Source organism: Streptomyces sp. NPDC031210, assembly GCF_055570395.1.
In genome coordinates this window covers 73,470-85,795 of sequence record NZ_JBVIHH010000022.1, presented here as the reverse complement: position 1 = coordinate 85,795, position 12,326 = coordinate 73,470, and the positions used below count along the sequence as shown (strand labels likewise).

Here is a 12,326-nt window from a genome sequence, read left to right as displayed (position 1 = left end):
CCCCCCCCCCCCCCCCCCCCCCCCCCCCCCCCCCCCCCCCCCCCCCCCCCCCCCCCCCCCCCCCCCCCCCCCCCCCCCCCCCCCCCCCCCCCGGTACTCGGAAGAGCAGTACTCAGAACCCCGCAGGCTCGGTGTAGACCCCCCACTCGTCCCGCAGCACCCCGCAGATCTCGCCGAGCGTCGCCTCGGCCCGTACGGCCTCCAGCATCGGTTCGATCATGTTGCCGCCGTCGCGGGCGGTGGCCAGCATGGCCTTGAGGGCGGCCGTGACGCGGGCGTCGTCGCGGGCGGCCTTGCGGGCGGTGAGGGCGCGTACCTGTTCGCGTTCGACCTCGTGGCTGACGCGCAGGATTTCCAGGTCGCCGGTGACCGAGCCGTGGTGGCAGTTGACGCCGACGACCCGCTTGTCGCCCTTTTCCAGGGACTGCTGGTAGCGGAAGGCGGATTCGGCGATCTCGCCGGTGAACCAGCCGTCCTCGATGCCGCGCAGGATGCCGGAGGTCATCGGGCCGATGGGGTGTGCGCCGTGCGGGACCGCCCGGGCGCCGCGCTCCCTTATCTGCTCGAAGATCTTCTCGGCGTCCGCCTCGATCCGGTCGGTCAGGGCCTCGACGAACCAGGAACCGCCCAGCGGGTCGGCGACGTTGGCGACGCCGGTCTCCTCCATCAGCACCTGTTGGGTGCGCAGCGCGATCTCGGCGGCCTGTTCGCTGGGCAGGGCCAGCGTCTCGTCGAGTGCGTTGGTGTGCAGGGAGTTGGTGCCGCCGAGCACCGCGGCCAGTGCCTCGACGGCGGTGCGTACGACGTTGTTGTACGGCTGCTGGGCGGTCAGCGAGACGCCGGCGGTCTGGGTGTGGAAGCGCAGCCACTGCGCCTTGTCGCTCTTCGCGCCGTAGACGTCGCGCATCCAGCGGGCCCAGATCCGGCGGGCGGCCCGGAACTTGGCGATCTCCTCGAAGAAGTCGAGGTGGGCGTCGAAGAAGAACGACAGGCCGGGGGCGAAGGTGTCGACGTCCAGGCCGCGGGAGAGTCCGAGTTCGACGTAGCCGAAGCCGTCGGCGAGGGTGTAGGCGAGCTCCTGCGCGGCGGTCGCTCCCGCCTCGCGGATGTGGTAGCCGGAGACCGAGAGCGGCTTGTACGCGGGGATGCCGCGCGCGCAGTGCTCCATGAGGTCGCCGATCAGCCGCAGATGGGGCTCGGGCTGGAAGAGCCACTCCTTCTGGGCGATGTACTCCTTGAAGATGTCCGTCTGGAGGGTGCCGTTCAGGACGCCCGGGTCGATGCCCTGGCGCTCGGCCGCGACGAGATACATGCAGAAGACGGGCACGGCGGGCCCGCTGATCGTCATGGACGTCGTGACGTCACCGAGGGGGATGTCCTGGAAGAGCACCTCCATGTCGGCGGCGGAGTCGATGGCGACGCCGCAGTGGCCGACCTCGCCGAGGGAGCGCGGGTCGTCGGAGTCGCGGCCCATCAGCGTCGGCATGTCGAAGGCGACGGAGAGGCCGCCGCCGCCGGCCTTGAGGATCATCTTGTAGCGCTCGTTGGTCTGCTCGGCGTTGCCGAAGCCGGCGAACTGGCGGATGGTCCAGGTCCGGCCGCGGTAGCCGGTGGGATACAGGCCGCGGGTGAAGGGGTACTCGCCCGGCCACCCGATCCGCTCGAACCCCTCGACCGTGTCCCCGGGCCGGGGGCCGTAGGCGGGCTCGACGGGGTCGCCCGAGAGGGTGGTGAAGTCCGCGTCGCGCTTCCGGGCGGAGTCGTACCGGGCCTGCCAGCGGCGGCGGCCCTCTTCGATCGCGTCAGCGTCCATACCTCGAATTTACTAGGACGTCCTAGTAATTGTCGATGGCTGACGCCGACGAGTCGTCCACCCGCCGGCGACGCCAAGAGGTGAGGTCGGGTGAGATCAGACCTTGACGGGCTGCGCGGCGCCGTCCGTGACCAGCGGTCCGACCTCGCGGACGACCTTGCGCTCGACGAAGAACGCGGCCGTCGGAATGGTGCCCGAGACCAGCACCCACAGCAGTTGGCCGAACTTCCACTTGGCCTTGGAGCCCAGGTCGAAGGCGAAGATCAGGTAGATGATGTAGAGCACGCCGTGGATCTGGGAGACGACCAGGGTGAGATCCTTGCCCATCCCGAAGCCGTACTTGAAGATCATGCAGGTGCACAGCACGAGCAGCATCACGGCGGTGAGGTAGGCCATCACCCGGTAACGGGTCAGGACGCTTGGCTTCATACCCCGAGCGTAACGGCCCGTTCCGGGGCGATCTTCGCCGCCCCCGCCGTCCGCGGCGCGGCTCGGGCCCGCGAAAACGCCGCTCATTCCTCCGAGAAGTCGCCCGCGGCCACCCGCAGCGGCCGCAGCATCGCGAAGATCTCCGCGCACTCCTCGGCGTCGTACACCCCGAGCCCGAAGTCCATCGCCATCAGGTCGCGGGTGGCCGCGTCGCACACCTCGCGCCCCTTGTCGGTGATGGAGGCGAGCGTGCCGCGCCCGTCGTTCGGGTTCGGCCGCTTGTCCACCAGGCCGGACCTCACCAGCCGGTCGACGGTGTTGGTCACCGAGGTGGGATGCACCATCAGCCGCTCGCCGATCTTCGACATCGGCAGCTCGCCGGCCTTGGAGAACGTCAGCAGCACCAGCGCCTCATAGCGGGCGAAGGTGAGGCCGTAGGGCTTGACCACGGCGTCCACCTCGGCCAGCAGGATCTGGTGGGCCCGCATGATCGAGGTGATCGCGGCCATCGAGGGCACGGCTCCCCAGCGCTCCTGCCACAACTCGTCGGCACGCGCGATGGGATCAAAGGCAAGGCTGAGCGGCTTCGGCACGGAACCGACCCTACCCGCCGGTCATATGCTGGTCAGCCCTGTCTCAGGTTTCGGTCAGGAAAAGCGGACGGGCGCCGGCTTCGGGAGGGCGCCGCGCCCGTTTCCGGACCCGGCCGCACCCGCACCGGGCCCCGTCCGCACGCCGGTCCGGGCGGGGGCCGCTTCCTACGAGCCGTCGGCTCCCGAACCGTCCCCCGCGGCGGGTCCGCCCGCCGCCAGGTGTCGCTCGACGGTGGCGACCTTCGAGGTCAGGCCGTCCGTGACGCCGGGCCGGATGTCGGCCTTGAGGACCAGCGAGACCCGTCCGGCGCGTGCCTCGACGGCGGCGACCGCGCGTTTGACGACGTCCATGACCTGGTCCCAGTCGCCCTCGATGGAGGTGAACATGGCGTCCGTCCGGTTGGGCAGACCGGACTCGCGGACCACCCGCACCGCGTCGGCGACGTACGCGCCGACGTCCTCGCCGACGCCCAGCGGGCTCACGGAGAAGGCGACGATCACGCGTTGACCGTTCCTTCCTTGCGGGCGCGGGCCGCGATCACGCCGGCCTCCTCCTCGCGCTTGAGCACCCGGTCCCCGTACAGGCCGCCGAAGGGCAGCACCGAGAGCACGAAGAAGAAGGCGACGCGCTTGAAGGGCCACTTGGTGCGGTTCCACACGTCCAGCAGGAGCACCAGGTAGGTGAGGAAGAGCAGGCCGTGGATCAGGCCGAGCGGCATCACCAGGGAGTCGTAGTCGAAGGCCAGCCGGAAGCCGGTGCCGAAGATCAGCAGTGCCGGGAAGGAGAGCGCCTCCGGGATGGATGCCAGGCGCAGTCGGTGCAGGGCGGAGGCGGTCTTGATGTCCACGGGAACCTCGTTCGGGTGGCAGGGGGCGGCAGCACGCTTGTGCAAGTGTTCACAAAGCGCCTCCCATTGTTACAGCCGCCCCGGCGAACCTCGCGCCGGGGGCCGGACGCGGCGACGCGCCTGTCCCCCGGGGCGCGGCCGTAATACGGTCTGACGCGTGGCTCAGTTTCGGCTCCAGGGGAGCAAGATGCTCGCCGTCGACATGACGGGCGATGCCGTCAAGGCGAAAAACGGTGCGATGGTCGCCTACGACGGCCAGATGTCGTTCAAGAAGATGACCGGCGGCGGCGAGGGGCTGCGCGGCATGGTCACCCGGCGCCTGACCGGTGAGCAGATGGCCGTGATGGAGGTGAAGGGCCAGGGCACCTGCTATTTCGCCGACAGCGCCGGCGAGATCAACCTCGTCGGGCTGACCGGCGAGAAGCTGTACGTCGAGGCCGGCAACCTGCTGTGCGTGGACGCGGCGCTGCGCACCGGCACCACCTTCACCGGGCTGCGCGGCGCCTCGCAGGGCAACGGCCTGTTCACCACCACCGTCGAGGGCACCGGCCAGGCCGCGATCACCTCGGCCGGACCGGCGGTGGTGCTGCGGGTCACCAAGCAGTACCCGCTCCAGGTCGACCCGGGCGCGTACGTCGCGCACACCGGCGACCTCAAGCAGCACTTCCAGACCGGCGTGAACTTCCGCACCGTCATGGGCGAGGGCTCCGGCGAGGCGTTCCAGATCCGTTTCGAGGGCGAGGGCCTGGTGTACGTGCAGCCCAGCGAGCGCGCCACCCTCGGGGGCGAGGTCTGATGCCGTTCACCTCGCTCAATTCCCGCATGGTCCAGGCCCAGATCGCCCCGGGGCAGCGGATGTTCAGCCAGCGCGGCGCGATGCTCGCCTATCGCGGTGAGGTCTCCTTCACCCCGAACATCCAGGGCGGCCAGGGCGGCATCGGTTCGATGATCGGCCGCCGGGTCGCGGGCGAGGCGACGCCGCTGATGACGGTGGAAGGCAGTGGCACGGTGATGTTCGGGCACGGCGGGCACCACGTCGAGGTCATCGACCTCACCGGCGAGACCCTCTACGTCGAGGCCGACCGGCTGCTGGCCTTCGACGGCTCGCTCCAGCAGGGCACGATGTTCATGGGGTCCCAGGGCGGGGTGATGGGCATGGTGCGCGGCCAGGTCACCGGCCAGGGCCTGTTCACCACGACTCTCGCCGGCCACGGCTCGGCCGCGGTGATGGCCCACGGCGGCGTCGTCGCGCTGCCGATCACCCCTCAGCGGCCCGTGCACGTCGACCCGCAGGCGTATGTCGCGCACCGCGGGGAGGTCCGCAACAAACTGTCCACGGCGCTCGGCTGGCGCGACATGGTCGGCCGCGGCTCCGGCGAGGGCTTCCAGCTGGAGCTGTCGGGTCAGGGCACCGTCTACGTCCAGGCGTCGGAGGAGAAGCTGTGACCGGTCCCGTCATCCACGACGCGCAGAGCCTGCCGGTCGACGACAACGTCAACCCGTACGCCTTCAGCGTCGATCTGAACGGCCAGTGGTTCCTCCAGAAGGGGAAGATGATCGCCTACTACGGGCAGATCGACTTCCAGGGCATCGGTCACGGCCGGCTCGACCGGCTCGTCGCCGGAAGTTTTCATTCGCCACTGCACGCCGCGGACTGGGTCGTCGCCGAGGGCCAGGGCAAGATGCTGCTCGCCGACCGTGCCTTCGACGTGAATTCCTTCGACCTGGATGAGGGCAACCTCACTATTCGCTCCGGCAACTTGCTCGCCTTTCAGCCATCTCTGTCGCTGAAGCAGTCGATCATCCCGGGGTTTCTCACGCTCATCGGGACCGGCAAGTTCGTCGCCGCCTCCAACGGCCCGGTGGTCTTCGCCGAGCCGCCGATCCGGGTGGACCCGCAGGCGCTGGTCGGCTGGGCGGACTGCCCCTCTCCCTGCCATCACTACGACCACCAGTACCTGCGGGGATTCCTGGGCGGGCTGCGGGCGCACACCGGGATCGGCGGGGCGTCCGGCGAGGAGCACCAGTTCGAGTTCATCGGGGCCGGCACGGTCCTGCTCCAGTCGACCGAGCAGCTCATGCCGGAGCGGGCGACCGGAGCGGTGCCGGACGAGGCGGGCGTTCCGGGCGGGGGCGGCCAGGCTCCGCAAAGTGGCTCACAACTGCCGCAGCTCCCGGGCAACCTCGGAGGGCTTCAGCGTCGCTTCGGGCTGTGAGCGGTAGTCTGCGGACGGTGACGTCGAACGTCTGACCAACCCCGGCCCCGGCCGGCGACGTCCGCCACATCACGGGCCTGTTTAATTCGAAATTCAACATTCACGGATAGAATTCCTCCATGACGACCGACAGCGACACCCCCTGGCTGACCGACCAGGAGCAGTGTGCCTGGCGCACCCACCTGGACGTCAGCAGACTGCTGATGCACCAACTGGAGCGCGATCTCCAGCCGTTCGGCCTGACCAACAACGACTACGAGATCCTGGTCAACCTCTCCGAAGCCGAGGACCACCGGCTGCGGATGAGCGACCTGGCAGCCGGCACCCTGCAGTCCAAGAGCCGTCTCTCGCACCAGATCACCCGCATGGAGAACGCGGGCCTGGTCCGCCGGGAGAGCTGCGAGTCGGATCGCCGGGGCCTGTACGCCGTCCTGACCGAAGAGGGCTGGGACACCATGCGCCGCGTCGCCCCGCACCACGTCGCCTCCGTGCGCAAGCACTTCATCGACCTGTTCTCCGCCGAGGACCTCCAGTCGCTACGCGCGTCGCTCACCCCGGTGGCCGAACACCTGCGCAAACAGCGCGGCACCCTCTGACGTCGCCCGCCGTGCCGCCGCGGCCCCGCACCGGGCCGCGGCGCCGGCCCGCGGTCAGCCGGCCACCGGCAGCCGCAGCTCGAAGACCGAGCCCTCCCGCACGGCCAGCGAACCGCCGTGCCGCACCGCGACATCCCGCGCGATGGCCAGCCCCAGCCCCGCGCCGCCGTCATCCCGCGCCCGCGCGTCATCGAGCCGCACGAACCGCTCGAAGATCCGCTCCCGCTCCGCCGCCGGCACCCCGGGCCCGTCGTCGTCGACCCGCAGCACCGCCCACGCGCCCTCCCGCACCACGGTCACCCGCACGGACGTCTCGGCATGCCGCTGCGCGTTGTCCAGCAGATTGCCCAGCACCCGCACCAACTGACCGCGCGACCCGGCCACCTCCACGCTCGCCAGCTCCCCCGCCCGGACCGGGATCCGGTCCGCGACCCGCTGCGAACTCTCCTCGCGCACCATCGCCGCCAGATCGACACGGGCGTCCGCCGGCCGCTCCCCCGCGTCCAGCCGCGCCAGCAGCAACAGGTCCGCGGCCAGCCGCTGCAACCGCACGGTGTCCTCCACCGCGCCCGGCACGTCCAGCAACTCCGGATGCGCCATCCCCACCTCCAACTGCGTCCGCAGGCTCGCGATCGGACTGCGCAACTCGTGCGAGGCGTCCGCGACGAACCGTCGCTGCCGCTCCACCGACCGCTCCAGGGCCGCCAGCGTCTCGTTCGTCGTCCGCGCCAGCCGGCCGATCTCGTCCTTCGACGGCGGCACCGGCACCCGCCGGCTCAGATCGGCGCTCGCCGTGATCGCGGCCATCTCCCCGCGAATGCCCTCCACCGGCCGCAGCGCCCGCCGCGTCACCAGCCACGTCACGCGCGCCACCACCACCAGCAACAACGGCAGCCCGATCAGCATCGCGGTACGCACCGTGCCCACCGCGTCCCGCCCCGGCGCCAGCGGCGCACCCGCCCGCACCGTCGCCTTGCGGCCGCCGGTGTCCTCGACCTCCACCGAGGCGAACCGGTAAGAGGCCACCGTCCCCTCGACGTCCGCCGTCCCGTTCCGGTAACGGACCTCGTCATCGACCTCACCGGGCTCCACGTCCCCGGTGTCCTCGTCGTCCTCCTCAGCGCCCGGCACGGCGCTCCCGTCCACGACGGCCCCGCCGACGGCCCGCCCGTCCACCGCCCGTACGTCGTCCCCGGCCGCCAGCACCCGCCCGTCCTCGCCGACCACCACCACCGGATGGTCATCGCCGTCCGGCAGATCCAGCTCCGCGTACGCCGTCCCCGTCGCGATCTGCGCCGCGACCTCCCGCGCCGCGACCTCGGCCTGCAGCCCGGCCTGGTCCTGGAGATTGCCGCGCAGCACCAGCAGCACCGCGGTGCCCGCCGCGATCAGCGCCAGCGCCACCACGAGCGTCGCGCCCGCCGCCGCCCTGGCCCGTACGGAACCCAGCACGCTACCCACCGGACACCAGCCGGTACCCCGCGCCCCGCACCGTGGCGATGGCGTCCGCGCCCAGCTTGCGCCGCAGCGCGCTCACGTACACCTCGATGATGTTCACGTCGCCCTCGTACGCGAAGTCCCACACGTGCTCCAGGATCTCCGCCTTGGACACCACGTCACCCGCCCGCAGCGCCAACTGCTCCAGCACCGCGAACTCCTTCGCGGTCAGCGCCACCTCCGCGCCGTCCCGGTGCACCGTGCGCGCGCCCTGGTCCACGGTCAGCGCCCCCACCCGCAGCACCGGCTGCGCCGTCCGCCCCCGCCGCCGCAGCAGCGCCTTGACCCGCGCCACCAGCACCACGTACGAGAACGGCTTGGTCAGATAGTCGTCGGCGCCCGTGTCCAGACCCTCGGCCTCGTCGTACTCGCCGTCCTTCGCGGTCAGCATCAGCACCGGCACGTCGTGGCCGGCCGCCCGCAGCGCCCCGCACACCCGGTAGCCGTTCATCCCCGGCAGCATGATGTCCAGCACGACCAGGTCGTACGCGCCCTCACTCGCCTGGTGCAAACCCTCCAGGCCGTCGTGCACCACATCGACCGCGTAGCCCTCGGCCCGCAGTCCCTTGGCCAGCGACAGGGCCAGCCGCTTCTCGTCCTCCACGATCAACAGGCGCATGCGCCCACCTTGCCACCCCGTTCCTGAAGCGCCCTTCAGGCGCCTTCAGCTCCGCTTCAGCTTCCGTGAGCCACGGTGTTGACCACAGCCGACCACAGGGGAGAGACACCATGAAGCGCAACATCATCATCGCCACCGCCGCCGCGGCCGCCCTCGTCGCGGGCGGCACCGTCACCGCGGTCGCGGCCGGCGGCGACGCTCCGACCACGGCACCGTCCGCGGCCGCCCAGCGCTCCGACGCGTCCGCGCCGCAGGGCGCCGCCGTCCACCCGCGGGACCACGACGACGACGGCCAGGAGGACGTCCGCGAGGCGAAGGCCGCCAAGGTGACCGCGGCCCAGGCCGCGGCCGCCGCCCTCAAGGCCGTGCCCGGCACGGTCACCGGCCTCGACCTGGACGCGGACCGGCCCGGCCTGGTCTGGGAGGCGGACGTGCTCGGCAAGGACGGCAAGTGGCACGACGTCACCCTCGACGCCGGCAACGGGCGGGTGCTGAACCAGCACATCGACCACGAGGACGGCGACGACCAGGCGCGCGTTCGCGACGCCCTCGAGAACGCCCGGACCGACGCCGCCGCGGCCGCCCGGACGGCGGCCTCCCACGGCACGGTGACCTCCGTCGACCTGGACGACGACCACCGGGCGAAGGCCGTCTGGGAGGTCGAGACGGTCACGAAGGACGGCAAGGAGCACAAGCTCCTGGTCGACCCCCACTCCGGCCAACTGACGGCGGCCCCGGCGGAGGGCGCGGACGACGACGACAACGACAACGACGGCGCGGACGACTGACACGAGCGGTAGGCCGCGTGGCGGGGGTTCCCTTCGGGGGGCCTCCGCTCGTCGTCTTTCGGGGCCTTGGTCAGTCGCCCGTCAACCCCGCGACCAGCTCGTCCGCCGCCCGGTAAGGATCCGTCTCGCCGCTGACGATCCGGTCGGCCAGCGCGTCCAGGCGGCGGTCGCCGCTGAGGTCGCCGATGCGTTCCCGCAGCGTCGTGACCGCGATCGTCTCGACCTCGTGGGCCGCCCGGGCGCGCCGGCGCTGGGCCAGTACGCCGCGTTCCTCCATCCACGCCCGGTGCTTCTCCAGCGCCTCGACCACCTCGTCGACGCCCTCGCCCCGCGCGGCGACCGTTTTGACGATCGGCGGCCGCCAGTCGCCGGGCGCCCGCGATTCGCCGAGGCCCAGCATGTGGTTGAGCTCCCGCGCGGTGGCGTCCGCGCCGTCCCGGTCGGCCTTGTTGACGACGTAGACGTCGCCGATCTCCAGGATGCCGGCCTTGGCCGCCTGGATGCCGTCGCCCATGCCGGGTGCCAGGAGGACGACGCTCGTGTCGGCCTGCGAGGCGATCTCGACCTCGGACTGTCCGACGCCGACCGTCTCGACCAGCACCACGTCGCATCCGGCGGCGTCCAGCACCCGGATGGCCTGCGGCGCCGCCCAGGCGAGGCCGCCCAGGTGGCCGCGGGTGGCCATCGAGCGGATGTAGACACCGGGGTCGGAGGCGTGGTCGCTCATGCGGATCCGGTCGCCGAGCAGCGCGCCGCCGGAGAACGGCGAGGACGGGTCGACGGCGAGGACGCCGACCCGCTTGCCCGCCTTGCGGTAGGCCGTCACCAGGGCCGAGGTGGTGGTGGACTTGCCGACGCCCGGCGAGCCGGTCAGTCCGACGACGTAGGCGCCGCCGGTGAGCGGTGCCAGCGCCGCCATCACTTCGCGAAGCTGTGGTGACGCGCCCTCCACGAGGGAGATCAGCCGGGCCACCGCCCTCGGCCGGCCCTGCCGTGCCTGCTCCACAAGCTGCGGGACGTCCACCATCGCTGCTGGGCTCCTTCGGTCGGCTCGTACGGGCTTACTTACCCGGGACGCGGATGATCAGCGCGTCGCCCTGACCGCCGCCACCGCACAGCGCCGCGGCGCCCACTCCGCCGCCCCGGCGCTTCAGCTCCAGCGCGAGGTGGAGCACGATCCGGGCGCCGGACATGCCGATGGGGTGTCCGAGGGCGATCGCACCGCCGTTGACATTCACCTTTTCCGGGGACACCCCGAGGTCCTTCATTGACTGCACGGCGACGGCCGCGAACGCCTCGTTGATCTCGATCAGGTCAAGATCCTCGACGGTCAGGCCGTCCTTGTCCAGGGCGTGGTTGATGGCGTTGGACGGCTGCGACTGGAGGGAGTTGTCCGGTCCGGCGACGTTGCCGTGCGCGCCGATCTCGGCGATCCATTCCAGGCCCAGTTCCTCGGCCTTCGCCTTGCTCATGACGACGACGGCGGCGGCGCCGTCGGAGATCTGCGAGGAGGTGCCGGCGGTGATGGTGCCGTCCTTGGCGAAGGCCGGGCGCAGCTTGCCGAGGGACTCGGCGGTGGTCTCCGGGCGGATGCCCTCGTCCTTGCTGAAGACGACCGGCTCGCCCTTGCGCTGCGGGATCTCCACGGGGGTGATCTCCGCCTCGAACAGGCCGTTCTTCTGGGCGGCGGCGGCGCGCTGGTGGGAGAGCGCGGCGATCTCGTCCTGGGCGGCCCGGTCGAGTCCGAGGCGGGTGTTGTGCTTCTCGGTCGACTCGCCCATGGCGACGTTCTCGAAGGCGTCGGTCAGGCCGTCGTGCGCCATCGCGTCGAGCATTTCGATCGCGCCGTACTTGTAGCCCTCGCGGGACTTGGGCAGCAGGTGGGGGGCGTTGGTCATCGACTCCTGGCCGCCGGCGACGATGACGTCGAACTCTCCGGCGCGGATGAGCTGGTCGGCCAGGGCGATGGCGTCGAGGCCGGAGAGACAGACCTTGTTGACGGTCAGCGCGGGGACGTTCATGGGGATGCCGGCCTTGACCGCGGCCTGGCGGGCGGGGATCTGGCCCGCGCCGGCCTGCAGCACCTGGCCCATGATCACGTACTGGACCTGGTCGCCGCCGATGCCGGCCCGGTCCAGTGCCGCCTTGATGGCCACTCCGCCCAGGTCGGCGCCGGAGAAGGTCCGCAGGGACCCCAGGAGCCGGCCCATGGGGGTGCGCGCTCCTGCCACGATCACTGAGGTGCTGCTGTTCGTGCCGTTCGTTGCAGACATGCGGTGCGGCCTTCCTTTGCAGGGAAGTTAACGAGGGTTCCCGTCAATGTACTGAGCGGTAGGCGCCGGGTCACCGGCAAGCGGGTGTGATCGCGCGCACGTTGCGTAACCGGCTGTGTGGGCGGTGCACTGGAGCCATGCTGACGCGAATCGACCACATCGGGATCGCCTGTTTCGACCTTGACAAGACCGTCGAGTTCTACCGTGCCACGTACGGGTTCGAGGTGTTCCACTCCGAGGTCAACGAGGAGCAGGGCGTCCGGGAAGCCATGCTCAAGATCAATGAGACGTCCGACGGCGGCGCCTCGTACCTGCAGTTGCTGGAGCCCACCCGCGAGGACTCCGCGGTGGGCAAGTGGCTGGCCAAGAACGGTGAGGGGGTGCACCACATCGCCTTCGGCACGGCGGACGTCGACGCGGACTCCGAGGACATCCGCGGCAAGGGCGTGCGGGTGCTCTACGACGAGCCCAGGACCGGTTCGATGGGGTCGCGGATCACCTTCCTGCACCCCAAGGACTGCCACGGTGTGCTGACCGAACTCGTCACCGCGGCGCCCTCCTCCGCGACGGAGCACTGACCTTCCCCTTCCCCGGCCGGTAGAGTGCACCCTCGGCCGGGGTAAGGGAGTGGGGCCCGGTCCATACTCTGCCGAT

Annotated in this window: 15 protein-coding genes; 6 read left to right on the top strand and 9 right to left on the bottom strand. The window is 71.1% G+C overall.

Going from position 1 to position 12,326, the window contains the following annotated elements; genetic code table 11:
* Positions 1-112: 112 nt before the first annotated feature.
* The 5 genes from ACZ45Z_RS30560 to ACZ45Z_RS30540 all read right to left on the bottom strand — a co-directional run bounded on the left by ACZ45Z_RS30560 (position 113) and on the right by ACZ45Z_RS30540 (position 3,683).
* Positions 113-1,813, bottom strand: a complete 1,701-nt coding sequence (locus ACZ45Z_RS30560; protein ID WP_468369263.1) for an acyl-CoA mutase large subunit family protein — start codon at positions 1,811-1,813, stop codon at positions 113-115.
* Between the two features lie 96 nt (positions 1,814-1,909).
* On the bottom strand, positions 1,910-2,242 hold the full coding sequence (locus tag ACZ45Z_RS30555; RefSeq protein WP_468369260.1) for a DUF3817 domain-containing protein: 333 nt from the start codon (positions 2,240-2,242) through the stop codon (positions 1,910-1,912).
* Between the two features lie 83 nt (positions 2,243-2,325).
* Entirely contained in the window at positions 2,326-2,835 is a 510-nt protein-coding gene (locus tag ACZ45Z_RS30550) for a MarR family winged helix-turn-helix transcriptional regulator (RefSeq protein ID WP_468369257.1), read from the bottom strand.
* A 165-nt stretch (positions 2,836-3,000) separates the two neighbouring features.
* On the bottom strand, positions 3,001-3,336 hold the full coding sequence (locus tag ACZ45Z_RS30545; RefSeq protein ID WP_468369255.1) for an MTH1187 family thiamine-binding protein: 336 nt from the start codon (positions 3,334-3,336) through the stop codon (positions 3,001-3,003).
* Positions 3,333-3,683, bottom strand: coding sequence for a DUF3817 domain-containing protein (locus ACZ45Z_RS30540; RefSeq protein ID WP_468369252.1), 351 nt, complete (start codon positions 3,681-3,683; stop codon positions 3,333-3,335). The genes ACZ45Z_RS30545 and ACZ45Z_RS30540 overlap by 4 nt, the downstream gene beginning before the upstream one ends.
* A gap of 157 nt (positions 3,684-3,840) precedes the next feature.
* On the opposite strand from ACZ45Z_RS30540, the gene ACZ45Z_RS30535 reads away from it, so the two are divergent.
* From ACZ45Z_RS30535 to ACZ45Z_RS30520, 4 genes are all read left to right on the top strand, one after another.
* Positions 3,841-4,479, top strand: a complete 639-nt coding sequence (locus ACZ45Z_RS30535; protein WP_468369249.1) for an AIM24 family protein — start codon at positions 3,841-3,843, stop codon at positions 4,477-4,479.
* On the top strand, positions 4,479-5,129 hold the full coding sequence (locus tag ACZ45Z_RS30530; RefSeq protein ID WP_468369246.1) for an AIM24 family protein: 651 nt from the start codon (positions 4,479-4,481) through the stop codon (positions 5,127-5,129). The genes ACZ45Z_RS30535 and ACZ45Z_RS30530 overlap by 1 nt, the downstream gene beginning before the upstream one ends.
* Positions 5,126-5,899 (top strand): AIM24 family protein, encoded by a 774-nt coding sequence (locus ACZ45Z_RS30525; RefSeq protein WP_468369243.1) that lies wholly within the window; start codon positions 5,126-5,128, stop codon positions 5,897-5,899. The genes ACZ45Z_RS30530 and ACZ45Z_RS30525 overlap by 4 nt, the downstream gene beginning before the upstream one ends.
* 119 nt (positions 5,900-6,018) lie before the next feature.
* Positions 6,019-6,495, top strand: a complete 477-nt coding sequence (locus ACZ45Z_RS30520) for a MarR family winged helix-turn-helix transcriptional regulator (protein ID WP_468369240.1) — start codon at positions 6,019-6,021, stop codon at positions 6,493-6,495.
* 54 nt (positions 6,496-6,549) lie between these two features.
* Here the strand turns inward: ACZ45Z_RS30520 and ACZ45Z_RS30515 are convergent, their stop codons facing one another.
* Entirely contained in the window at positions 6,550-7,956 is a 1,407-nt protein-coding gene (locus ACZ45Z_RS30515; RefSeq protein WP_468369237.1) for a sensor histidine kinase, read from the bottom strand.
* Positions 7,949-8,611 carry a response regulator transcription factor gene (locus tag ACZ45Z_RS30510; RefSeq protein WP_468369234.1) on the bottom strand — a complete coding sequence of 221 codons (663 nt, stop codon included), beginning with the start codon at positions 8,609-8,611 and terminating at the stop codon, positions 7,949-7,951. The genes ACZ45Z_RS30515 and ACZ45Z_RS30510 overlap by 8 nt, the downstream gene beginning before the upstream one ends.
* A gap of 110 nt (positions 8,612-8,721) precedes the next feature.
* Here ACZ45Z_RS30510 and ACZ45Z_RS30505 point away from each other — a divergent pair, with 110 nt between their 5' ends.
* Positions 8,722-9,399 carry a PepSY domain-containing protein gene (locus ACZ45Z_RS30505; protein WP_468369232.1) on the top strand — a complete coding sequence of 226 codons (678 nt, stop codon included), beginning with the start codon at positions 8,722-8,724 and terminating at the stop codon, positions 9,397-9,399.
* 70 nt (positions 9,400-9,469) lie between these two features.
* Here ACZ45Z_RS30505 and meaB read toward each other — a convergent pair whose 3' ends face one another.
* Together meaB and ACZ45Z_RS30495 are read right to left on the bottom strand one after the other, a co-directional pair.
* Positions 9,470-10,426 (bottom strand): methylmalonyl Co-A mutase-associated GTPase MeaB, encoded by a 957-nt coding sequence (meaB, locus tag ACZ45Z_RS30500; RefSeq protein ID WP_468369229.1) that lies wholly within the window; start codon positions 10,424-10,426, stop codon positions 9,470-9,472.
* A gap of 34 nt (positions 10,427-10,460) precedes the next feature.
* Positions 10,461-11,636 (bottom strand): acetyl-CoA C-acetyltransferase, encoded by a 1,176-nt coding sequence (locus ACZ45Z_RS30495; RefSeq protein WP_468369269.1) that lies wholly within the window; start codon positions 11,634-11,636, stop codon positions 10,461-10,463.
* Positions 11,637-11,809: 173 nt separating this feature from the next.
* Between ACZ45Z_RS30495 and mce the strand changes: the two genes are divergently transcribed.
* Positions 11,810-12,250: a methylmalonyl-CoA epimerase gene (gene mce, locus ACZ45Z_RS30490; protein WP_468369226.1), complete on the top strand. Its 441-nt coding sequence runs from the start codon at positions 11,810-11,812 to the stop codon at positions 12,248-12,250.
* Positions 12,251-12,326 lie beyond the last annotated feature (76 nt).